Raw genomic sequence first — 22425 nt, 5'->3', positions numbered from 1 at the left:
ATAATAAAAAGAGCATGCAACGTCACTTTGAGGGGAGCTTCGGCTCCCCTCAGTGCTTCCCGCCCTCCTCGTTTTTCTTCTCGTTGTCCTCGCCTTCTACCTTGCCCACGAACCAAGGCATGCTGTTAAGCACCATGAGTGCCAGCACCGTGCTGATCAAGGCCGTGGCCTCCCGGCCCATGCCAGCGGCGACACCTATGGCGGCGGTCATCCAAAGCCCAGCGGCGGTGGTCAGCCCCTTGACGTGGCCGGAGTCCTTGCCATTGCCCTTAAGGATGGTGCCGGCTCCGAGGAAGCCGATCCCGGCGACAATGCCCTGGACCACCCGGCTCAACGCATCTTCCTGCGCGCCAGCCATGCTCGGAGCCAGCACGAACAGCGCCGCCCCCATGGCCACCAGCATGTGGGTGCGCACACCGGCGGCCTTGCCCTTGTGCTCGCGCTCGAAGCCAAGCACTGCCCCCAGCAGCGCCGCCACCAATAGGCGCACGGTGATCTGCGTCAGTTGCCGCTCATCAGTGATGTCGGCGAACTCAGCCTGTACGGTCACCCAGACTTGCTGCCACCAAGGCTCCATGGCCATCTCCTGGACGGATCGGGATAAAGGATGGACCGCTGGCCGCTCTGCGAGTGCGGCCGACTCCGCCGAGCGGACCAATGCAGCAACCCCCGCGCAACTGCGGTCACAACTCCATAGGCCCCTTCATCCAGAGGACACCACCATGCCTGTTGAAGTCGACGAAACCACTCAACGCTGCATCCTGACCGGCGATGGAGCGCCTGTCGAAGGCGCAGGCCCCGACATCGAGATCTTCACCGATGAAGACTTGCGCATGTCTGTCGCTGTCCTGGACGACCATCGGATACCAATCACCGAGGCCGAGGCCGACGCACTCACCGTGGTCGGTGCGGTGGATAGCCGCAAACACCTCAAGACCAGCGAGCCAGGCTCGGTGATCTGAAGGCTGCACGGCAATCCAGATTGATCTGATACGGTTTTTATCGCCACACCTGAGTCTGTGCTGAAAACAGATGGAGGGCCATAGTGCCCTGGCCTGACCGAGGCCTGATGAGCGACGAACCATGAGCGATAGAGTCCCCGTCCAGACAGTCGAGATTGCCGCCCCCTCCTTGCTCTCGAAGAAGGCCAGGAGCAAGGTTGCCAACAGCGATAGACAGATCCATACCCGCAGCTTCACCGGCCTGTTCCGCAACCTTCGCATCGGCGGGGGCGGCCTGCTGTTCGTCATTCAGGACAGCGACACGCCAACGATCCGCAACACGGCCCACAGTCGCTCCGTCGCGCCGCTGATCCCGTACACTGCCCCTACAACGTGCCTACGCGAGCCTTGATGAAACGCTACGAACGATTCGCCGACGACATTGCCGAACTGATCCGCTCCGGGGTGCTCGGCCCCGGCCAACGTGTGCCGTCGGTGCGCTACGCCAGCCAGACCCATGGGATCAGCCCATCGACGGTGTTCCAGGCCTACTACCTGCTCGAACGCCGTGGCCTGATCCGCGCTCGCCCTCGCTCAGGCTATTTCGTCAACGCCCATGCGCCCCGGCAGTTCAGTGAACCGCAGATCAGCGAACAGGCCTGCGAATCCACCGAAGTGGACGTCAGCGCCCTGGTGTTCTCCATCCTCGACTCGATCAAAGACCCGCAAACCGTCGCCTTCGGTTCAGCCTTCCCCAGCCCGCTCCTGTTCCCCCTGCAGCGTCTGGCTCGTTCCCTGGCCAGCGCCAGCCGCGCCATGGACCCACGCATGGTGGTCACCGACCTGTCGCCGGGCAACCCGCAGTTGCGCCGGCAAATCGCCCTGCGCTACATGGTCGGCGGGCTGATGCTGCCCATGGAGGAGTTGCTGATCACCAATGGCGCCCTGGAGGCCTTGAACCTGTGCCTGCAGGCAGTCACCCAGCCGGGCGACCTGGTGGCTATCGAGGCTCCGGCCTTCTATGCCTGCCTGCAGGTCCTGGAGCGACTCAAGCTCAAGGCCGTGGAGATTCCGGTCCATCCGCGCGAAGGCATGGACCTCGGGGTGTTGGCCCAGACCCTGGAGAAGCACCCGGTCAAGGCCGTGTGGTGCATGACCAATTTCCAGAACCCGGTGGGCGCGAGCATGCCCGAGGCGAAGAAGCAGGAACTGGTCGAACTGCTGCGCCGCCATCAGGTGCCGTTGATCGAAGACGACGTCTATGCCGAGCTCTACTATTCGCAACAGGCGCCCAAGCCGGCCAAGGCTTTCGACACCGATGGACTGGTGATGCACTGCGGCTCCTTCGCCAAGAGCCTGGCCCCCGGCTACCGCATTGGCTGGGTCGCCGCCGGGCGCTTCGCGCAGAAGATCGAGCGGCTCAAGCTGATGACCTCACTGTGCGCCTCGATGCCAGCCCAGGCAGCGATTGCCGACTACCTGCAGCACGGCGGCTACGACCGCCACCTGCGCAAACTGCGCTACGCCCTGGAGGGCCAGCAGGCGGCGATGCTCGCGGCCATCGCCCGCCACTTCCCGGCGCAGACCCGCGTCAGCCAACCGGCCGGTGGTTACTTCCTGTGGCTGGAACTGCCAGAGCAGATGGACTCGCTCAAGCTGTTCCAGATGGCCCTGGCCCAGGGCATCAGCATCGCCCCGGGGCCAATCTTTTCGCCGACCCGGCGCTTCGGTAACTGCATCCGTCTGAACTACGGCAGCCCCTGGAGTGATACGGCAGAAAACGCCATGGAGACACTGGGGCGGATCGCCCGCTCGTTCTAGTGACAGGCGCGTTCAGCGCCCACCGCCCAGGTCGATGAAGGTCCCGGTGGAATAGGACGCCTTGTCCGACAGTAGCCAGATGATCGCCTCGGCCACTTCCTCGGCCTCACCACCCCGGCCCATGGGGATGCCCGGCGCGAGCTTGGCGACCCGGTCCGGATCGCCGCTCAGGGCATGGAAGCCGGTGAGGATATAACCCGGGCGCACGGCATTGACCCGCACGCCATCCCCAGCCACTTCCTTGGCCAGGCCCAGGGTGAAGGTGTCCAGCGCGCCCTTGGAGGCGGCATAGTCGACATACTCGTTGGGCGAGCCCAAGCGCGCCGCCACCGACGACACGTTGACGATGCTGCCGCCCTGCCCGCCATGGCGGTGCGACATGCGCAGCAAGGCGTGCTTGGCGCAGAGCATGGGGCCGACCACGTTGGTCTTCATCACCTTGAGCAGGCGGAACTCGGACATCTCCTCGACCCGGCTCTGGTGGCCGATGGTGCCGGCATTGTTGACCAGCGCGGTGACCGGCCCGAGCTCTTGGTCGACCCGTTGGAACAGCTGCGCCACCTCGTCCTCGACACTGGCGTCAGCACGCACGGCAATGGCCTCGGCACCCAATTCGCGGACCTGGGCCAGCACCTGCTGGGCCGCGCTGTCGTCGGCGTGATAGTTGATGCAGATGCGGTAGCCCTGGCGCGCCGCCAGCAGCGCGGTGGCGGCGCCGATGCCACGGCTGGCGCCCGTGATGATGATGACCTTGTCCATGGAGCCCCCTTGGAAAGTGATCCCCCAAGGCTAACGCCAGCCCTACCCGCTTTACAACTAATGCCCCGCCGACGCGGGAGCGGCCTTGGCCGTGAACGGCGGCTTGGCGAACCACACCAACAGGATCAGCCCGGCGAATATCCAGGTCATCAAGGTGAAGTAGTCCACCGTCGACATCATGTAGGCCTGGCCGTTGAGAATCTGCTCCAACTGCGCATAGCTCTGCGGATTGGCGCCACCGAGCTGTTCCAGGGTGTGCTGAGTGGCCGGGTCGTATTGACTGATGTGCTCGCTCAAGTAGGCATGGTGCTGGTCCGCACGGCGGATCCAGATCCAGGTGGTTAGCGACGCGGCGAAGCTGCCGCCCAGGGTCCGCAGGAAGGTGGCCAGACCCGAACCGTCGGCGATCTGGTGCGGCGGCAGGTCCGAGAGCAGGATGCTCAGGGTGGGCATGAAGAACAACGCTACGCCGATGCCCATGAACAACTGCACCAGCGCGATGTGCTGGAAGTCCACCTCGTTGGTGAAGCCCGCGCGCATGTAGCAACTGGCACCGATCGCCAGGAAGGCCAGGCCGGCCAGCAAGCGCAGGTCGAAGCGCTGGGCGTACTTGCCGACGAAGGGCGACATCAACACCGGCAACAGGCCGATCGGCGCCACCGCCAGGCCGGCCCATGTGGCGGTATAGCCCATTTGCGTCTGCAACCACTGGGGCAGGATCAGGTTGATACCGAAGAACCCGGCATAGCCCCCCACCAGCACCAGGGTGCCGATGCGGAAGTTGCGATGTACGAACAGACGCAGGTTGACCACCGGGTGGCGGTCGGTCAGTTCCCAAATCACGAAGATGGCCAGGAACACCACCGAGATCAGGCTGCCGATGATGATGAACGACGACTCGAACCAGTCTAGGTCGTTGCCTTTGTCGAGGACGATCTGCAGCGCACCGACACCGATGATCAGGGTCAGCAAGCCGATATAGTCCATCGGCTGGCGGCTGGTAGTGACCGGCCGCGAACGCATCTGCTGACGCACCACAACGGCGGCGAACAGGCCGATGGGCACGTTGATGAAGAAGATCCACGGCCAGCTGTAGCTGTCGGTGATCCAGCCGCCGAGGATCGGCCCGGCAATGGGCGCCACCACCGTGACCATCGCCAGCAGCGCCAGGGCCATTCCCCGCTTGGCCGGCGGGTAGACGGCGATCAGCAAGGTCTGGGTCATCGGGTACAACGGCCCGGCCATCACCCCTTGCAGGACTCGGAAACCCACCAGCTCCGGCATCGACTGGGCAATGCCACAGAGGAACGAGGCCAACACGAACAGCAGCGTGGCCCAGATGAACAGCTTCACCTCGCCAAAGCGCCGGCTGAGCCAACCGGTCAGCGGCAAGGCAATGGCGTTGCTCACGGCGAACGAGGTGATGACCCAGGTGCCCTGCTCGGTACTGACCCCGAGGTTGCCGGAGATGGTCGGCAACGCGACGTTGGCGATGGTGGTGTCGAGCACCTGCATGAAGGTCGCCAGCGACAGGCCGATGGTGGTCAGCAGCAGGCTCGGCGGTGTGAACTGGGCATTGTTGCTCATCGCTGTGCCGTCTTGCCGGAGCCTACGCTGTTGTCATGGATCAGCCGGGCGATCCTGTCGTCGGCCTCGACCAACTGGCGGTCATAGACCTTGGTGGTGAAGGACGCCTGCTGCGGCGGCTGCTGGGCCAGGGCCGGGCCGCTCTGATCGTGCAGGTCGACATCGACCTGGGTCGAAAGACCGATTCGCAACGGGTGTTCGGCAAGTTGTTCGGGGTTGAGGTGGATACGCACCGGCACGCGTTGGACGATCTTGATCCAGTTGCCCGTAGCGTTCTGCGCTGGCAACAGGGCGAATGCGCTGCCGGTACCGGCGCCCAAGCTGTCGACGGTGCCGCTGTACTTGACCTCGCTGCCGTACAAGTCAGCGACCACGTCCACTGGCTGGCCGATGCGCATATCACGCAGTTGGGTCTCCTTGAAGTTGGCATCGATCCACACCTGGTCCAGCGGAATCACCGCCATGGTTGCCGTGCCCGGTTGCAGGCGCTGGCCCAACTGCACCGTGCGCTTGGCCACATAACCGGTGACTGGTGCCACCAGGGTGGTGCGGGCATGGTCGAGGTAGGCCTGGCGCAGGTCGGCGGCGGCAGCCATGACTTCGGGATGCGACGACACTACCGTGTCGTCCACCAGCGCGGTGCTGGTGTCGAGCTGGTGGCGGGCATTGTCCAGGGCGCTCTGCGCCGCGGTCAGGTCATCCCGCGAGTGGGACAACTCCTCAGCAGCGATCGCCCCACTGTCGGCCAGCACCTTGCGCCGGTTGTAGTTCTCCCGAGCCTTCTGCAATTCGGCCTGGCGAGTCTGCACCTGAGCCTTGAGCGCATCGACATTGCTGTACAACCCTCGTACCTGACGCACAGTGCGCGCCAGACGCGCCTCGGACGCCTGCAAGGCGACCAAGCTGTCGCTGGGGTCGAACTCGAGCAGCGTCTGGCCCTCATGGACCAGGTCACCGTCGTCTGCGCCGATGCTGACCACCGTGCCGGTCACCAGCGGGGTGATCTCGACGACATTGCCATTGACATAAGCATCGTCGGTGCCTTGGTACCAGCGGCCATACAGCGCATACCAGGCCCAAGTGACGGCGCCGGCCAGAACCAGCACCAGCAACAGGCCGAGCAACCAAGCCTTGCGCTTGGGCGAGGGATCGGGCACCGAAGTGGTGGTGGACGTGTCCGAAGAAGTGGCCATGACAGTACCTTGAAATAAACGGAATAAGGGTCAACGGTCGCCGAAACGGCGCACCGTCAGGGGGTCGCCCGCATTGAGCAGGACCTTGGCCAGGAGCTTTTCCAGGGTCTGCAGTTCTTCAGGTTGCAGCACGCCAACCAGCTCGTTCATCGCCGAAGCGCCGATCTCGGGCAAACGATCGGCCAGTGCCTGGCCATCCCCGGTCAAGGCCAGGCGCACCTGGCGGCGATCGTCTGGACAGCGGTTGCGCACGATCAGCTCCTTCTGCTCCAAGCGGTCGAGCATGCGGGTCATCGAACCGCTGTCCAGACCCAGGTAGCGGCACAGCTCGGCCGGGGTATCGACCTGGAACTGAGTGACGATGATCAGCACCTTGAACTGCGCAGCGGTGACGCCATACGCCTCCAGGTGCCAGTCGAGAATGCGGTCCTTGAGAACCGACGCGCGGCCCAGCAGCATGCCGATCGCGCAGGTCTGGAAGTTTTCCGGGGTGAAGTGGGACATCGCCTGGGGGCCTGCTCAGGGGTAGTTGTGTGAAAATATTACTGCCTAGGCAGTTAATGTCAAACCTTTGATTAGCAAGCTATGGTTTCGGGAATATTTGGTGATGGGGGCTTCGAATTATTGTTGCCGAGGCCATGCCAGAGGTAGGAGCCGGCTTACGCTGGCTCCTACCTCAACCGGCAACGCCATAAAGGCCTGCGTAAAGGTGACTAAAGGCCCAAAGCCAGCCCTATGGTTTAATAACCCCCTTTTAAACCAAGGCCCCCACCCCATGCCCGCCACACCGCTCCACGTCCTGGTCATCGGCTACGTCTGGCCCGAACCCCGATCCTCCGCCGCCGGCGGGCACATGATGCAGATCCTCGAAAGCTTCCTGCAGCGCGGCTGGCGCATCACCTTCAGCAGCCCCGCCAGCATCGGCGAGCATAAGGCCGACCTGGCCGCCCTGGGCATCGCCGAGCACGCCATCGCCCTGAACGACAGCAGCTTCGACCGCTTCGTCAGCGAACTGGCCCCCGACGTGGTGCTGTTCGACCGTTTCATGATGGAGGAGCAGTTCGGCTGGCGCGTGGAGAAGCACTGCCCCAACGCCCTGCGCGTGCTAGAGACCTCCGACCTGCAGAGCCTGCGCGACGCCCGCCATCAACTGCTGCGTCGACGCCTGGTGGAAGGCCTGGACCCCAATGACTTCCGCGCCCTGTTCGCCACCTCCGGCCCCGACCTGTACCGGCAGATGGCCGGCGCCGATCTGACCCAGCGGGAGCTGGCCGCCATTTACCGCAGTGACCTGAGCCTGATCATCTCCGACGTGGAGATCGACCTGCTGGTCAACGGCTTCGGCATGCCGGACTACCTGCTGCACTGGTGCCCACTAATGGTCGACCCAGCCGAGCAGACGCTGCGCCCCTTCGCCGAGCGCGCGCACTTCCTGAGCATCGGCAACTTCCGCCATGCACCGAACTGGGATGCCGTGTTGTGGATGAAACACAACCTGTGGCCGATGATCCGCCGTCGCCTGCCAGAGGCCGAGTTGCACATCTATGGCGCCTACACGCCACCGAAGGCCACGGCGTTGCACAATCCGCGGGAAGGCTTCCATGTCTTGAACTGGGCCGAGGACGCCCTGGCAGTGATGAGCGCGGCACGCGTATGCCTGGCGCCCTTGCGCTTCGGCGCCGGGATCAAAGGCAAGCTGACCGACGCGATGCTCTGCGGCACGCCCAGTGTAACCACGCCGATCGGCGCCGAGGCCATGCAGGGCGCCCTGCCCTGGCCTGGCGCCGTGGCCGCCACCGGCGAAGGCCTGGCCGAAGCCGCCGTCAGGCTCTATAGCGATGAACAGGCCTGGCAGCAGGCCCAAGATGCCGCGCGACCACTGCTCGCCGCACGCTATGACCGCCAGCGCCATGGCCCGGCCTTGGTCGAGCGCATCGAGCAGAGCCTGGAGCACTTGCAGGAACAACGCCTGTACAACTTCACCGGGGCCATGCTGCGGCACCACCAACACAAGAGCACCCAGTACATGGCCCAGTGGATCGAGGCGAAAAACCGCTTGGCTACAGTGGCCGGCGCAGCAGATAAGTGTCCATGATCCAGCCTTTGCGTCGGCGGGCCTGTTCGCGCTGATCGAGGATCTGTTGCTTCACGGTCTGCAGCGGCCCGGCGATGAGGATCTCGTCGGCGGTGCCGAGGTAGGCGCCCCAGTAGATCAGCAGGTCCGGATCGTCCAGCTCGGCGAAGGCGCACTGGCCGTCGAGCATCACCACCAGGTTGTCGATCCGCACCTGTTCAGCCAGGCGCCGCCCGGGCAGGACTGTAAGCGGCTCGCCAATGCGATTGAGCGGAACCTGGTGGCGTGCGGCCAGGGCCTGCACGCTGCTGATGCCGGGGATGACCTCCAGTTGCAACGCCACGCCACGCCGGCGGACCAAGTCGAGGATGCGCAAGGTGCTGTCGTACAGGCTCGGCTCGCCCCAGAGCAGGAAGGCGCCCACATCCCCTGGGCCCAGCTCGTCCTGCAGCAACCGGGCATACAAGGCGGCGCGTTGTTCATGCCAGTCCTGCACCGCCCCCAGGTAATCAGCGGCCGTGGCGTCGCGACGTGGATCTTCGACCTGCACCAGGCGGTAACGGGCGCTATCGACGTAACGTTCGAGGATGGCCTTGCGCAGTTGCACCAACTCATCCTTGACCGTGCCTTTGTCCAGCACGAAAAACACCGTGGCACGCCTGAGCGCATCGACGGCTTCGTAGGTTACCTGGCGCGGATCACCCGGCCCGATACCGATCAACAAGAGTTGCTTCATCACCCTGCCCTGTGCTGGAACCGGCGGACATTGTCGGCCCGCCACCGGCATTTGGCAAAGCGCGCGGCTCACCAGAGCGAGAAGTTGTAGCTGACGATCACCCGCGTCTCGTCCATGTCCCGTGCCCAGGTCTCGTAGTTGCTGCGGTAGGTCGAGTTGCGCAGGCGCACGCTGACATCCTTGAAGGTGCCGCTCTGCACCTGGTACTTGAGCTCGGTGTCACGCTCCCACTCCTTGCCCTCGGCAGTGCTGCCCGGGACCTTGATGTGGTCACCGTTGATGTAGCGGGTAAAGAAGGTCAGGCCCGGCACGCCGAGCGCCTTGAAATCATAGTCGTAACGCAGTTGCCAGGAGCGCTCCTGGGCGGCGGCGAAGTCGTTGACCTGGGCGTAGTTGACCAGGTACGGGTTGCTGCCATCCAGGTAGGGCATGGCGCTTTCGCCATACATGCGCTGCCAGCCGGCGCTGATCTTGTGCCCACCGAGGCTGTAGCCAAGCATGCCGCTGAAGGCGCGGTGGTCAATCTCGCCAGCGCGGGCGCGGCCGATGTCATCGCTCTTGATCAGGCGCAGGTCGGCCGACAGGCTACCGACCGCCAGGGGCTGGCTGGCGACCAGACCGAGGAAGTGCTGGCGGTAGATGTTTTCCAGCCTGGCCACTTGGTACTGGGCGCTGAGCCGTTCGTTGAAGCGATAGTCGACGCCGGCCAAGTCGAAATGGTCAGCCGTGGTGTCGCAGGCGTAACGTTTGTTCTTGCAATGGACGCGAATGTCCTGGCGGTCGGTGGAGTCCCGCGCGGTGTACTTGTCCAGGCGCGCGAGGCTGAACTTCCAGTCACGAAACTCTTCGGAGGTGAGCATGGCGCCATGGAACAGCGTCGGCAGCAAACGGCCATCGTTGTACTTGAGCAATGGCACGTCCGGCATCATCGACCCGTACTTGAGTACCGTCCGGGAAATACGCATTTTTCCCGCTACGCCCATCTTGGCGTACTGATCGGCGGAGTGCCGTGGATCATGCCCACTGGACGGCAACAGTCCACTGTTACTGTCCGCCGGGCTGGAGTCGAGCTTGAAACCCAACATGCCCAAGGCATCCACACCAAAGCCTAGCGGGCCCTGGGTATAACCGGATTGCACATTGAGAATGAACCCTTGCGCCCATTCTTCACGCTTGGACGCCCCTTGGCTGGAACTGCTGTGACCGTCACGGAAATCCCGGTTGAAGTAGACATTGCGCGCCTCGATCTTGGCACTACTGTCTTCGAGAAAACCGCCTGCCTGCACGGAGAATGCGGCACACATGGCAAACAGCCCGGCAGCATTGCGGCCGGGCAAGAGAGGAAAGGGGGCAAACATGGAAACATCCGAAAGAAGGGCGTAAAAACAAGTCGATGCGTGCGAGGCATCGCTAATGCGGGTGCGTCGAGTGCTTCTCGACGACGCCCCGCGATCATCACGCAAGCGCTCTACGGCAAGCCATTGGACCATGGTCTAAACAGCTGCGACAGCACCAGGCCGAGAACTTTTCGATGTCACGGTAAAACCCGGTAAAGTTCCCGGACTATCGATAAAAAGTTTGTTGTTTACCGTCATCCCGGGGACTACTACACTGATTATCAGTAACAGGCTGTATCCACCCCGTGGCCGGCGTTATTCCATTTTCTTGTTTATAGTGCCAGCCCGCCGCAGACTTACAGGAGTGATGACAGTGTCCAGACTTGCAGAGTTTCGTGCTGCCGAAAAAGCCCTTCGGGAACAGATGGCGCAACTGGAGGCGCTGAAAAAGGATGCCGGCCTGAAACGCGAAATCGAATTCGAGCAGAAACTTGTCGGCCTTATGAAAACCTATGACAAGAGCCTGCGCGACATTATCGCTATCCTCGACCCGAAGGCCATTTCCAGGCAGCCCGCCACCGCGCCGAAACAGCGGCGCCCACGGGTGGTGAAAGTCTATGAGAACCCGCACACCGGTGAACGGATCGAGACCAAAGGCGGAAACCATCGCGGCCTCAAGGCCTGGAAGGAACAATATGGCGCCGAGACCGTCGACAGTTGGGTACGCACATGAATAATCGACACTAACTTCACACTTTTTTCACATCGATTCTTCCAGGATAAAGGCTGCTAAAGGATTAGCGCCCCATCATGCGCCCGCCTCGGCGGGCTTCTAATTTCCACGCCCTGCCCTGCAGGGCGTGTTTCATTTGCGCAATCGCTTCAGTTCCGTATCATGGCCCCCTGTCTGTCCCGCTGGCGCCGCCTGGCCCAGCCCTGTCTCTGGAGTGCCCATGAGCCTGCACGATCTTCAAAGCCTGCCCGGCGTCACCGCGCAGCCGGATGCCGCCACCCACAACTTCGTCTTCAACCACACCATGCTGCGGGTCAAGGACGTCGCCAAGTCACTGGACTTCTACACCCGCGTGCTGGGCTTCAGCCTGGTGGAAAAGCGCGACTTCCCGGAGGCCGAATTCAGCCTTTACTTCCTGGCCCTGGTCGACAAGGCGCAGATCCCTGCCGATGATGCCCAGCGCACCGAATGGATGAAGTCGATCCCCGGCATCCTCGAGCTGACCCACAACTACGGCACCGAGAACAACGCGGATTTCGCCTACCACAACGGCAACACGGACCCGCGCGGCTTCGGCCACATCTGCATTTCCGTGCCGGACATCCGTGCCGCCTGCGAGCGCTTCGAAGCCCTAGGCGTGCCCTTCCAGAAGCGCCTGAGCGATGGCCGCATGAAGCACTTGGCCTTCATCAAGGACCCGGACGACTACTGGGTGGAAATCATCCAGCCGACCGAGCTCTGATCGACCGCCCGACAGGGCACGCTCGTCGGGCCGGGAACTTCCGGCGCCTCGCTGTGGTATACGGAAGTAATACCTTCCAAGCCACAGCGAGGTAAGGACGATGCAAACCCTTCACTGTGAATACCGCAACCACACCATCACTGCCGCCGTCATGACCCACCCCGGGTCGCCCCTGCCTTTTGCCGGCGGATGCCTGATCACCGACCCCGAAGGCCACACCAGTCGGCGCCAGCCGTTGCCGGTGAAGATGGCATTTCTTTCCGATCTCGATAATGCCCAGCATGCCTCGCTGGCCCATGGACGCTGGCTGGTTGACCAGCAACTGGACAAGCAGCAGAAGCGTTTCTGACCTACTGTCGGGTGCAAGACGCGGGCACGCCAGCGCGGGATGAACGCAGGAGCCAGCTGACGCTGGCCCCTGCCGGTATTGCTATTGCCCTCGCCTTCAGCTCCGGGCGTATTCGACCGCCGCCGCCACCTGCTGCGCCGTCGGCCGTACACCGGTGTACAGCACGAACTGCTCCAGTGCCTGCAAGGCAATGACCTCCAAGCCAGTGATCACTGGCTTGCCCAGCGCCTCGGCCCGCTGGATCAGTGGCGTGCGCGCGGGCATGGCGACTACGTCGAATACCCGCTCCGCGACCGCAATCGCCGTCTCGGGAAAAGCCAGCTCACCGGCCTCTGGCCCGCCGGCCATGCCGATCGGGGTGACGTTCACCAGCATCGGCGGGCATAGGTCGTCCAGCTCGGCCTGCCAGCGATAACCGCAGACATCCGCCAGTTGCCGTCCAGCCTGTTCGTTGCGGGCAACGATGATGCCTTCCCGGAACCCGGCGTCGCGTAACGCGCAGGCCACAGCCTTGGCCATGCCACCGCTGCCGCGCAAGGCGAAGGCGGTGCCCGGATTGACACGATGCTGCGCCAGCAGTTGGCGCACCGCCAGGTAGTCGGTGTTGTAGGCCTTGAGGTGGCCAGCGGTATTGACCAGGGTGTTCACCGACTCGATCGCCGCGGCCGAGGGATCGATTTCGTCGACCAGGGCCATGCAGGCTTCCTTGTAGGGCATCGATACCCCGCAGCCGCGGATCCCCAATGCACGAATACCCGCCACCGCGGCCGGCAGGTCCTGGGTGGTCATGGCCTTGTAGTAGTAGTCCAGGCCCAACTGCTGGTACAGGTGGTTGTGAAAACGCACCCCGAAGGTACCGGGGCGACCGGCCAGGGAAATGCACAGGATGGTGTCTCTACTGGGTGCTGCGGCCATTGCCCACTCCTTCGATCTAACTGACCGTTTTCACGGTCATAGTGGCACCCCGGACCGGACACGCGGATGAGGCCAACTGTTGATGAAACTAATGAGCACTATTGAGACTGTCGATTTCAAAGCGCGAGGGCTGTTGCGTAAGGTAGCACCATGTTCCACAGGAGACTTGGCCATGGCCACCATCAACATCATGTCCGTCATCGGCAGCGCTGTCCCCGCCCCCCTGCGTGAGCAAGGACTGCTGGCGTGTTGGTACCTGGTGCATAACGGTGAAGCCGTCAGCGGTCCGCTGACCTCGCTGTCGGCCGCCGAAGCCCTGGCCAATCAGATGCAGGCCAACACCCTGCTCGCCTGACCCTTTTCACCCTGCGTTGCTCCTTACGCTCTATTGCCCGCCTCTTTGGCGGGCTTTTTTATGGCTCGCGGGAGCATGCCTTGTGTTCTTTAGACCCCGCGCGCCGCCCGCGGGGCGGGGTCTAAAGAGCGCCATAGGACTCCAGGCATGCACCCGGTTGCCCACGGACTCCCCCAGCAATCCGTGAAGAACCTTTTTTGCCTATCCAACAAGAAGAATCGATCCAGCATTAAGTTTTCTTCATTTGGCCGACAAGCGTCACAGGGCAATCGACAGCACTTGGGCCATACTCCAAAATGCATCGCTTTACAGGGGAAACCCTTGCACAGCCAACGACATACCACCCATTAGTGAGCCTCAACGTGAAAACTTCCCTGTCCATACTCAGCCTGCTGCTGTTGCTCACAGGAACCGCGACCCTTCCGTCGACCGCTGCTGCGCATTCCCCGGCCCTGGTGCAACGTGACCCGTCCAAGCTGCACCTGGCTTCCGGCAGCGCCTTGCTGATCGACTTGACGACCAACAAGGAACTCTATGCCAGCCATGCCGACCGCGTGGCGCCCATCGCTTCGGTGACCAAGCTGATGACGGCCATGGTCGTGCTCGATGCCAAGCAGCCGATGGATGAGATGCTCACCATGACCATCGCCCAGAACAAAGAAATGAAGGGTGTGTACTCCCGAGTGCGCCTGGGCAGCCAGCTCAACCGCCGAGACACGCTGCTGATCACCCTGATGTCCTCGGAAAACCGCGCGGCCTCGACTCTCGCCCACCATTACCCCGGCGGCTATGACGCGTTCATCAAAGCGATGAACGCCAAGGCCCGCAGCCTGGGCATGACGCACACCCGCTACGTCGAGCCCACCGGGCTGTCGACCCAGAACGTATCCACCGCCCGCGACCTGGCCAAACTGTTGCTGGCAGCACGCCACTACCCCTTACTGAGCGAACTGAGTACCACCCGCGAAAAGACCGTGGCTTTCCGCAAGCCCAACTACACGCTGGGCTTCCGCAATACCGACCACCTGGTCAATAGGAACAACTGGGACATCAAGCTGACCAAGACCGGCTTCACCAACGATGCCGGGCACTGCCTGGTGCTGCTGACAAAGATGGACAACCGCCCGGTGGCTATGGTGATCCTCGACGCCTTCGGCAAGTACACCCACTTCGCCGATGCCAGCCGTATGCGCCAATGGCTGGAAACCGGCAGCGCCAAGCCAGCACCGGCGGTGGCCATGCAGTACAAGGCTGCGCGCCAGAACAGCGGCAACCTGGCCGTCGACTGATAAACCTGGCCGCCCGCCTGACCCGTGGCGGCTACTAGGCCTGGGTGCTGAGCATACCGCCGGCACTGCTGCCGCCGCTCTTGGTCAGGGCCTCCAGCAACAGGGCGGTGGCTGACTGGAGCTCGCCGCTGAGGGTCGCGATGCTCGCCTGCAGCGCCGTGACCGCTGCCAGCTTGGCGGTTTCCTCCATGTTGCTGCGCATCAGATCGGCCAGTTGCTTTTGTTGCTCCACCAGTTGCTTCTGCAATTGCCTGATCTGCTCGCGCAGTTGCTTGATGTGCTCAGGCTCGCCACTCTCCTCGGCCGCGCCGGTCTTGCTGGCACCCTGCCCTCCAGCGCTCGCGCGCAGCCGCGAGAAGTCGACCGTGCGGGACGCCGGTTCTGCCTCGTCCACCGCGCTTTGCTCCGAGTTCGCCAGCACATTCGCCGCGCTGCTAAGGGTCACGCTGTTGATTCCTGTCATTCGATCACCTGCCTTTCGCTGGGTCCTTGCATCGCCCAGCCTATCGGCCGCCCAGCGCACTTCTTGATGCCAGTGCTGCCGATAGATTTGTCTGCACGTCGTTCGTCCACCTGATACCCGCGCCTTGCCCGCGCGCACGCGCGTCGGTCAAGCCGATCCGATCAGCCCTGCAACGAGATGGCAGTGTGTTTCGCGCCAAGCCTGCTCAACGATGAACAACAGATCGAGGCGGGCCATGCAGGTCCCGGCCACGCAGTTGTAGTAACAGCCCATGGCGCCTCTCGCCTGGGCGCCATTTCCGCCTGCCCGCCCCTTGAATCGGTAAATTCCAGCGCACCAGGCTCGTTTTCATGGGTGTACTTGCGCAAGAGCCCGGCGCCGCGACAGGCGCCCATTCTCGATTACCCACGGAACCGCAGCCATGAGCCAGACCCCAACCCCGGAAACAATCAACGACCTGATCGGCGTGGGTTTCGGCCCTTCCAACCTGGCCTTGGCCATCGCCCTGGAAGAGCTTGCCCAAACCCATGGCCACGCGTTGGACGCCCTGTTCATCGACAAACAGAGTGATTACCGCTGGCACGGCAATACCCTGGCCACCCAGAGCGAACTGCAGATTTCCTTCCTCAAGGACCTGGTCTCCCTGCGCAACCCGACCAGCCCCTACAGCTTCGTCAACTACCTGCACCAGAAGCAGCGCCTGGCCGACTTCATCAACCTGGGCACCTTCTACCCCTGCCGCCTGGAGTACAACGACTATCTGCGCTGGGCGGCTGAACACTTCGCGACCCAGGCCGTCTATGGCGAAGAGGTGATCCGCATCGAGCCGGAAGTACACAACGGCCGCGTCGAGCATCTGCGCCTGATCTCACGCGACCAGCACGGCCGCGAGCACAGCCGCCGAACCCGTTCGGTGGTGGTCGGCAGCGGCGGCACGCCGAAGATTCCGGAAGCGTTCAGCGCATTCAAGAACGATCCTCGGGTCTTCCACCACTCCCAGTACCTGAACAGCCTGGCCCAACTGCCGTGCACCGAGGGCAAGCCAATGCGCATCGCGGTGATCGGCTCCGGGCAAAGCGCCGCCGAAGCCTTCATCGACCTGAACGACAGCTATCCATCGGTCAAGGTTGACATGATCCTTCGCGCCTCGGCGCTCAAACCGGCCGATGACAGCCCCTTCGTCAATGAGATCTTCACACCCGACTACACCGACCTGGTGTTCAACCAGCCAGCCGCCGAACGCAGCAAGCTGATCGAGGAATACCACAACACCAACTACTCGGTGGTCGACGTCGATCTGATCGAGCGCATCTACGGCATCCTCTATCGCCAGAAAGTGGCGCATCAGTTCCGCCACAACGTGCTCTGCCGACGCCAGGTGGAAGCTGTCGTTGCGACCACCGAAGGTATCGAGCTGACCCTGCGTGACCTGGCCACCAACCAGCACCAGGCCCACCGTTATGACGCGGTGATCCTCGCCACCGGCTATGAGCGCCGCTCGCACCGAGAGCTGCTGGCCCCATTGCAAGGCTACCTGGATGACTTCAGCGTGGACCGCGACTACCGCGTGCTGGCCAGTCCGGACCTGCAAGCCTCGGTTTATCTGCAAGGTTTCTGCGAAGCGTCCCACGGTCTGAGCGACACTCTGCTGTCGGTACTGCCGGTGCGTGCAGCGGAAATCGGCCAAGCGTTGTACCGTGACCTGTCCCAGAACCATAATCAGGCCCGCCCAGCGATCGCGCTCAGCCGCGCCTGACAGGCTCGCCGACGCCCTTTCGGGCGTGAACCCGACACGATGTCTGTGTCGGGTTTTGTCGTTTCTGAAATATTTGCTTTCATTTTAACTGACAGGTTTTGGATTCTCATTCGTCTTTACTAGTGCAGCCCTCAGGTTGAGCCGTGACTCGACCTCAATTTTCCCCAAATTTAGAACAGTCCGATGGCCCAACAATCGAAAAAGTCCAAATCCAGGTTGTGGTTCCTGGTCCACAGCTGGCTCGCTCTGCCGATCTGGTTCTTCGTCCTGATCGTCTGCTTCACCGGCATGCTCGCCGTGGTCAGCCAGGAGATCGTCTGGCTGGCCAACCCTGATGTGCGCGCCGCCAAGCCTGACGACGCGGCCGAGCGCCTGGACTTTCAGCAGGTGCTAAATGCCCTGCACAAGGCCGAACCGGACATGACCGTGCGTTTCATCAGCCAGCCCGACGGCTCGCACTTCGCCCTCAACGCCGGTGTCACCTTCCCCGACGGCAGCTCGCCGACCCTTTACGTCAACCCCTACACCGGGGCGATCCAGGGCAAGAGCCCGGACTTCAACTTCCAGGCCTTCACCCGTGCCCTGCACGGTTGGTGGCTGGTGCCATTCACCAACGGCTACAGCTGGGGCTGGTACCTGGTCTCGCTGCTCGGCCTGCCGATGCTGGCCTCGCTGGTCACAGGGCTGGTGGTCTACAAGAAGTTCTGGAAGGGCTTTTTCAAGCTGCCGCGCCGCAACCATGGCCCACGGATTTTCTGGGGCGACCTGCATCGCTTGGCCGGAGTCTGGTCGATCTGGTTCATTGCGGTGATCTCCATCACCGGCACCTGGTTCCTGATCCAGGCGATCCTCGCTGACAATCACATCACCATTTCCACCGAACCGGTCGTGCCGGTCATCGCCCGCGAGGACGTGCCCCGTACCGAGGACGGCAGCCCGGCGCCCCGCATCAAACTGGACGACGCCCAGCGCATCGCCACCAGCGCCATCCCCGGCCTGGATGTCAGCTTCGTCTCCTTGCCGGCCACCGCCTACAGTCACATCAGCATGGGCGGCCGCGGCTGGTATCCACTGATGTTCCAGAGCGCCAGTGTCAACCCCTACACCAGCAAGGTCGACAGCCAGTTCCTGCTGTCGGACCGCTCGACCCTGGAGTTCGTCACCGAATCCATGCGCCCGCTGCACACCGGTGACTTCGGCGGCCTGGCGATCAAGCTGATCTGGGCATTCTTCGGCCTGATCCTCACCCTCATGGTGTTCAGCGGCCTGCTGATCTGGACCAAGCGCACCGCCCAGGCCACCGCCGCAGCGCTCAAGCGCAGCGAGCGCCAGCCACGCCAACGCCAACCCCGCCCCGAGACCGCCACGGAGGTCCAGCCATGAGCCAGGCCCAGTCCCTGCCCGCCAGCCCATTGAAACAGTTCTGGCTGAAGTGGCGCTTCCACCTGAACATCCTGCTGATCCTCGTTCCCCTGGGCTTCATGCCCAAGTATTTCGCCGACGCCAAGCTGTTTCGCGGCGAAGCCGGCCTGGGCGTGAACCAGGTCAGCGGCATCCAGGTCGGCCCATACAGTCTGGACCTCGCCGAACTGCGCGCCGAAGCGCCGCAACCCAATGGCCCGGCAGGCTATTTCAAGCAATTCAATGCCGCGCTGTGCAAGGACTGTGTCGACGGCGCCAAAGCCATTTACCTGCGTATCGGCAAGCCACGCAGCCTGCGTGCCGCAGGCACGTTGTTCTTCGGCTCACCGTACCGTATGGGTACCTCTCTCCCGATCCCGCCGCGCACCCGTCCGGACGCCGATATCTGGATTACCATCGAGGGCTGGGACGGCAGCATGCACCAGGCATCGGTGCCATTGACCAAAGCATCGCCGGCCACCGTCGCCTGGCTGAACAAACAAGGAGGCAAGAAATGAAACTCTCTCTCTGCAAGTGGACCTTGCCCCTGCTGATGCTGGCCGCCGGCCCCGCTCTGGCGCACAACCCCATGTGCGAGTGCGAAGCGATCGGCACCGACCAGGTCAAATGTACCGGCGGCTTCTCCGATGGCAGCGGTGCCGCCGGCGTGACCCTCGATGTGATCGGCTATGACGAGCAGGTCCTGGTGCCTGGCAAGCTCGGCGAGGACTCGAGCATGACTTTCAAGCGCCCTGACGGCGAGTTCTATGTACTGTTCGATGCCGGCCCCGGCCACGTGGTGGAAATCGACTACGCCGACATCGGTGAGCCATGAGCCGCGCCCAGGTAGTGCGCCCGGCCGGTGCCGGGCATGAAACCCTCTATGTGCTGCTGGCCAGCCTGTTGATCGTCGCCCTGGCCGCCACCGTGGTGACGCTGCGCGGAGAACGCCAGGACGAAGTAGCCATCGCCGCCCACCAGCTCGACGCCCGCCGAGACCTCAACGCGGCCGAACAGGGCATCTACACCGACCTGCGGGTGGCCTTCGACGAGATCCAGATGCTGCGGGAGGAAAACGCCGCGACACCCAGCGTCGAGACCCTGGCCGATGAAGGCCTGCCGCCCTTCATCGAGGACGCCAGCAGTGCCAGCCGTGGCCGTCATCACTGGCAATGGCTGAACGTCGGTGCCTACCTGGGGCAGAGCCAGGACAACCAGGTGGCCGGTAGCTTCCTGCTGGTCTTGCCCGCGGCAGCCGAAGGCGAGGCCGATGTCTGGTTGCGCCGCGACACCGCCGCGACGGTACCGCAGGTGCTGGACCACGACGCGCTGATCACCGCCGGCTGGCAACAGATCGCCACTCACTACGACGCCGGGGTCACCCGTCAACACCGTCACTGATAAGGACGCCTCATGTTCCGCTCCGCCCTCGCCCGCCGTGTCCTGAGCCTGTTCATCGCCTGCGTCCTGCCGGCCATCGCCCTGGCCGACAACGGCAAACCGCTGCGCATCGGCATCACCCTGCACCCATACTACAGCTACGTGAGCAACATCGTCGGCGACAAGGCCGAAGTGGTGCCGCTGATTCCCGCCGGCTTCAACCCGCACGCCTATGAGCCGCGCGCCGAAGACATCAAGCGCATCGGCACCCTGGACGTCATCGTGCTCAACGGTGTCGGCCACGACGACTTCGCCGACCGCATGATCGCTGCCAGCGAGAAGCCCGACATCAAGACCATCGAGTCCAATGCCAACGTGCCCCTGCTGGCCGCCACCGGCATTGCCGCCCGTGGTGCTGGCAAGGTGGTCAACCCGCACACCTTCCTGTCGATCAGCGCCAGCATCGCTCAGATCAACAACATCGCCCGCGAACTGGGCAAGCTGGACCCGGACAACGCCAAGTACTACACCCAGAACGCCCGCGCCTATGCCAAGCGCCTGCGTGCCCTGCGCGCCGAAGCACTGGCCAAGGTCACCGAGGCCCCTGGCGCCGAGTTCCGCGTGGCGACCATCCACGCTGCCTACGACTACCTGGTGCGCGAGTTCGGCCTGGAAGTCACCGCCGTGGTCGAGCCTGCCCACGGCATCGAGCCCAGCCCTGCCCAATTGAAGAAGACCATCGACCAACTCAAGGCCCTGGACGTCAAAGTGATCTTTTCGGAAATGGACTTCCCCTCCGCCTATGTCGATACCATCCAGCGCGAGTCCGGGGTGAGGATCTACCCGCTCACCCACATCTCCTACGGCGGCTACACCAAGGAGAAGTACGAAGTGGAGATGAAGCGCAACCTCGACACCGTGGTCAAAGCCATCCAGGAGTCGCGCGCATGACCGCGGCGGCCAATGTCATCGCCGCCTGCGGGCCGCGCATCGAATTCGCCGGCATCGACCTGACCCTGGGCCGCACGCGCATCCTGGAGCAGATCAGCTTCAGCGTCGCCCCCGGCAGCGTGCATGCCATCGTCGGCCCCAACGGCGGCGGCAAGAGCTCGCTGATCAAGACGCTGCTCGGGCAGATGCCGCACCAGGGCCAACTGACCCTGCATTGGCCGGGCGACGCCCAGGTGATCGGCTATGTGCCCCAAGCCCTGGAGTTCGACCGTGGCTTGCCCATGACAGTGGATGACTTCATGGCCGCCATGTGCCAGAAGCGCCCGGCCTTCCTCGGCTTGTCCCGGCGCGTGAGCCCGGCTATCGACGCCGCGCTGGAACGGGTCGGCATGCTCGACAAACGCAAGCGGCGCATGGGGGCATTGTCCGGTGGCGAGCGCCAGCGCGTGCTGCTCGCCCAGGGGTTGATCCCAGCCCCGCAACTGTTGGTGCTGGACGAACCCATGTCGGCGCTGGACGAAGCCGGCATCCAAGTGTTCGAGCAACTGCTGCACGGTTGGCGCCAGGCCGGCACCACGGTGCTGTGGATCGAGCACGACCTGGAAGCAGTGCTACGCCTGGCCGACCGGGTCACCGGGCTGAGCCGCAGGGTACTGTTCGACGCCCCGCCGGCCCAGGCCCTGACCCCGGAGCGTCTGCTCGGTTTGTTCTCCATCCACCCTCGCAGCGAGAGCCTCGCCTGATGAACTACGAAGCATTCCGCCTGCTGGTCCAGGAGTGGGCCAGCGCTGGCTATCTGCCCGAGGCCCTGGCCTACGGGTTCGTGGTCAACGCCCTGCTCGCCGGCCTGATGATCGGCCCGGTGCTCGGCGGCCTCGGCACCCTGGTGGTGGTCAAGCGTTTCGCCTTCTTCTCCGAAGCGGTCGGCCATGCCGCGCTGACCGGCGTGGCCATCGGCATCCTACTCGGCGAACCCTACACAGGCCCCTATGGCAGCCTGTTCGGCTACTGCCTGCTGTTCGGCATCCTGCTCAACTTCCTGCGCAACCGCACCGGGTTGTCGCCGGACACCCTGATCGGCGTATTCCTCTCGGTGTCCCTGGCCCTGGGTGCCAGCCTGCTGCTGATGCTCGCCGGCAAAATCAACGTGCACATCCTCGAGAACGTGCTATTCGGTTCGGTGCTGACCGTTAGCGCCCAGGACCTGCTGGTGCTGGGCATTGTCGCCTTGATGGTGCTGTGCCTGGCCCTGCCGCTGTACAACCGCATCATGCTGGCCAGTTTCAACCCACAGCTGGCGGCGGTGCGCGGCGTGGCAGTGAAGACCCTGGACTACCTCTTCGTGGTGCTGGTGACCCTGGTCACCGTGGCCGCGGTCAAGGTCATCGGCGCCATCCTGGTCGGCGCTTTGCTGGTGATCCCGGCCGCCGCCGCGCGTCTGGTCAGCCAATCGCTGAAAGGCTTTTTCTGGGCCTCGGTACTGATCGCTACCCTGAGCACCCTGCTCGGCATCCTCCTGCCCATCGTCTTCGACCTGCCGGTGCCATCCGGCGCTGCGATCATCCTGGTCGCCGGCGTCTGCTTCGCCCTCGCCGCCCTGGCCCGCGCCCTCGTCCCCCGCCTGCAAGGAAACCCGGCATGAC

At 63.5% G+C, this 22425-nt stretch carries 26 protein-coding genes; 17 read left to right on the top strand and 9 right to left on the bottom strand.

The genetic code is table 11. The annotated features are described in order from the left end of the window. Positions 1–49 precede the first annotated feature (49 nt). Positions 50–577, bottom strand: a complete 528-nt coding sequence (locus tag ACYU03_RS11010; RefSeq protein ID WP_461890606.1) for an MgtC/SapB family protein — start codon at positions 575–577, stop codon at positions 50–52. Between the two features lie 145 nt (positions 578–722). Here ACYU03_RS11010 and ACYU03_RS11005 point away from each other — a divergent pair, with 145 nt between their 5' ends. The 3 genes from ACYU03_RS11005 to mapR all read left to right on the top strand — a co-directional run bounded on the left by ACYU03_RS11005 (position 723) and on the right by mapR (position 2762). Then, complete coding sequence (locus ACYU03_RS11005) at positions 723–962, top strand: DUF3203 family protein (RefSeq protein WP_461890605.1); 240 nt, start codon at positions 723–725, stop codon at positions 960–962. A 121-nt stretch (positions 963–1083) separates the two neighbouring features. Continuing rightward, positions 1084–1353: a hypothetical protein gene (locus tag ACYU03_RS11000; RefSeq protein ID WP_461890603.1), complete on the top strand. Its 270-nt coding sequence runs from the start codon at positions 1084–1086 to the stop codon at positions 1351–1353. Next, a complete protein-coding gene (gene mapR, locus ACYU03_RS10995; protein WP_461890601.1) occupies positions 1353–2762 on the top strand; it encodes a GntR family transcriptional regulator MpaR in 1410 nt (469 codons plus the stop codon). Before ACYU03_RS11000 ends, mapR begins: the two co-directional genes overlap by 1 nt. A gap of 12 nt (positions 2763–2774) precedes the next feature. Here mapR and ACYU03_RS10990 read toward each other — a convergent pair whose 3' ends face one another. Genes ACYU03_RS10990 through ACYU03_RS10975 form a run of 4 tightly spaced genes read right to left on the bottom strand, consistent with a single transcriptional unit; the run spans position 2775 to position 6805 of the window. Then, positions 2775–3521, bottom strand: coding sequence for an SDR family oxidoreductase (locus ACYU03_RS10990; protein ID WP_461890599.1), 747 nt, complete (start codon positions 3519–3521; stop codon positions 2775–2777). A 57-nt stretch (positions 3522–3578) separates the two neighbouring features. Then, a complete protein-coding gene (locus ACYU03_RS10985; RefSeq protein ID WP_461890597.1) occupies positions 3579–5108 on the bottom strand; it encodes a DHA2 family efflux MFS transporter permease subunit in 1530 nt (509 codons plus the stop codon). Continuing rightward, positions 5105–6301, bottom strand: coding sequence for an HlyD family secretion protein (locus ACYU03_RS10980; protein WP_461890595.1), 1197 nt, complete (start codon positions 6299–6301; stop codon positions 5105–5107). The genes ACYU03_RS10985 and ACYU03_RS10980 overlap by 4 nt, the downstream gene beginning before the upstream one ends. Before the next feature lie 30 nt (positions 6302–6331). Next, entirely contained in the window at positions 6332–6805 is a 474-nt protein-coding gene (locus ACYU03_RS10975; RefSeq protein ID WP_461890593.1) for a MarR family winged helix-turn-helix transcriptional regulator, read from the bottom strand. Between the two features lie 271 nt (positions 6806–7076). Here ACYU03_RS10975 and ACYU03_RS10970 point away from each other — a divergent pair, with 271 nt between their 5' ends. Continuing rightward, positions 7077–8396 (top strand): glycosyltransferase, encoded by a 1320-nt coding sequence (locus ACYU03_RS10970; RefSeq protein ID WP_461890591.1) that lies wholly within the window; start codon positions 7077–7079, stop codon positions 8394–8396. On the opposite strand, the gene cobF is transcribed toward ACYU03_RS10970, so the two are convergent. Both cobF and ACYU03_RS10960 read right to left on the bottom strand, forming a co-directional pair. Continuing rightward, positions 8362–9111, bottom strand: a complete 750-nt coding sequence (gene cobF / locus ACYU03_RS10965; protein WP_461890589.1) for a precorrin-6A synthase (deacetylating) — start codon at positions 9109–9111, stop codon at positions 8362–8364. The genes ACYU03_RS10970 and cobF overlap by 35 nt on opposite strands. Before the next feature lie 68 nt (positions 9112–9179). Further along, positions 9180–10469, bottom strand: coding sequence for an OprD family porin (locus ACYU03_RS10960; protein ID WP_461890587.1), 1290 nt, complete (start codon positions 10467–10469; stop codon positions 9180–9182). Between the two features lie 352 nt (positions 10470–10821). Here ACYU03_RS10960 and ACYU03_RS10955 point away from each other — a divergent pair, with 352 nt between their 5' ends. The 3 genes from ACYU03_RS10955 (at position 10822) to ACYU03_RS10945 (ending at position 12272) form a co-directional block, all read left to right on the top strand. After that, on the top strand, positions 10822–11181 hold the full coding sequence (locus ACYU03_RS10955) for a histone-like nucleoid-structuring protein, MvaT/MvaU family (RefSeq protein ID WP_461891443.1): 360 nt from the start codon (positions 10822–10824) through the stop codon (positions 11179–11181). A 220-nt stretch (positions 11182–11401) separates the two neighbouring features. Further along, the gene (gloA, locus tag ACYU03_RS10950; protein WP_461890585.1) at positions 11402–11923 is read left to right on the top strand and encodes a lactoylglutathione lyase; all 522 of its coding nucleotides are present in this window, start codon (positions 11402–11404) and stop codon (positions 11921–11923) included. 100 nt (positions 11924–12023) lie between these two features. Beyond that, the gene (locus tag ACYU03_RS10945; RefSeq protein WP_461890583.1) at positions 12024–12272 is read left to right on the top strand and encodes a hypothetical protein; all 249 of its coding nucleotides are present in this window, start codon (positions 12024–12026) and stop codon (positions 12270–12272) included. A gap of 96 nt (positions 12273–12368) precedes the next feature. Here the strand turns inward: ACYU03_RS10945 and ACYU03_RS10940 are convergent, their stop codons facing one another. Further along, the gene (locus tag ACYU03_RS10940; RefSeq protein WP_461890581.1) at positions 12369–13187 is read right to left on the bottom strand and encodes a shikimate 5-dehydrogenase; all 819 of its coding nucleotides are present in this window, start codon (positions 13185–13187) and stop codon (positions 12369–12371) included. Positions 13188–13359: 172 nt separating this feature from the next. On the opposite strand from ACYU03_RS10940, the gene ACYU03_RS10935 reads away from it, so the two are divergent. Both ACYU03_RS10935 and pbpG read left to right on the top strand, forming a co-directional pair. Next, positions 13360–13542, top strand: a complete 183-nt coding sequence (locus ACYU03_RS10935; RefSeq protein WP_461890579.1) for a hypothetical protein — start codon at positions 13360–13362, stop codon at positions 13540–13542. 362 nt (positions 13543–13904) lie between these two features. Continuing rightward, a complete protein-coding gene (gene pbpG / locus ACYU03_RS10930; protein WP_461890578.1) occupies positions 13905–14831 on the top strand; it encodes a D-alanyl-D-alanine endopeptidase in 927 nt (308 codons plus the stop codon). Positions 14832–14865: 34 nt separating this feature from the next. Here the strand turns inward: pbpG and ACYU03_RS10925 are convergent, their stop codons facing one another. Then, entirely contained in the window at positions 14866–15294 is a 429-nt protein-coding gene (locus ACYU03_RS10925) for a hypothetical protein (RefSeq protein ID WP_461890577.1), read from the bottom strand. Positions 15295–15715: 421 nt separating this feature from the next. Here ACYU03_RS10925 and ACYU03_RS10920 point away from each other — a divergent pair, with 421 nt between their 5' ends. The 8 genes from ACYU03_RS10920 (at position 15716) to ACYU03_RS10885 (ending at position 22424) form a co-directional block, all read left to right on the top strand. Next, positions 15716–17050, top strand: coding sequence for a lysine N(6)-hydroxylase/L-ornithine N(5)-oxygenase family protein (locus ACYU03_RS10920; RefSeq protein WP_461890575.1), 1335 nt, complete (start codon positions 15716–15718; stop codon positions 17048–17050). Positions 17051–17233: 183 nt separating this feature from the next. Next, on the top strand, positions 17234–18433 hold the full coding sequence (locus ACYU03_RS10915; RefSeq protein ID WP_461890573.1) for a PepSY-associated TM helix domain-containing protein: 1200 nt from the start codon (positions 17234–17236) through the stop codon (positions 18431–18433). Continuing rightward, positions 18430–18969 carry a thiamine pyrophosphate-binding protein gene (locus tag ACYU03_RS10910; protein ID WP_461890571.1) on the top strand — a complete coding sequence of 180 codons (540 nt, stop codon included), beginning with the start codon at positions 18430–18432 and terminating at the stop codon, positions 18967–18969. The genes ACYU03_RS10915 and ACYU03_RS10910 overlap by 4 nt, the downstream gene beginning before the upstream one ends. Next, entirely contained in the window at positions 18966–19286 is a 321-nt protein-coding gene (locus ACYU03_RS10905) for a hypothetical protein (protein WP_461890569.1), read from the top strand. Before ACYU03_RS10910 ends, ACYU03_RS10905 begins: the two co-directional genes overlap by 4 nt. Beyond that, complete coding sequence (locus ACYU03_RS10900; protein WP_461890567.1) at positions 19283–19852, top strand: DUF6162 family protein; 570 nt, start codon at positions 19283–19285, stop codon at positions 19850–19852. Before ACYU03_RS10905 ends, ACYU03_RS10900 begins: the two co-directional genes overlap by 4 nt. A 12-nt stretch (positions 19853–19864) precedes the next feature. Continuing rightward, positions 19865–20782 (top strand): metal ABC transporter substrate-binding protein, encoded by a 918-nt coding sequence (locus tag ACYU03_RS10895; RefSeq protein ID WP_461890565.1) that lies wholly within the window; start codon positions 19865–19867, stop codon positions 20780–20782. Further along, the gene (locus ACYU03_RS10890) at positions 20779–21525 is read left to right on the top strand and encodes a metal ABC transporter ATP-binding protein (protein ID WP_461890563.1); all 747 of its coding nucleotides are present in this window, start codon (positions 20779–20781) and stop codon (positions 21523–21525) included. Before ACYU03_RS10895 ends, ACYU03_RS10890 begins: the two co-directional genes overlap by 4 nt. Then, positions 21525–22424 (top strand): metal ABC transporter permease, encoded by a 900-nt coding sequence (locus tag ACYU03_RS10885; RefSeq protein ID WP_461890562.1) that lies wholly within the window; start codon positions 21525–21527, stop codon positions 22422–22424. The genes ACYU03_RS10890 and ACYU03_RS10885 overlap by 1 nt, the downstream gene beginning before the upstream one ends. The last annotated feature ends 1 nt before the right edge of the window (position 22425 follow it).

It is taken from the genome of Pseudomonas sp. X10 (genome assembly GCF_054889225.1).
This window is presented reverse-complemented; position numbering and strand designations above follow the sequence as displayed.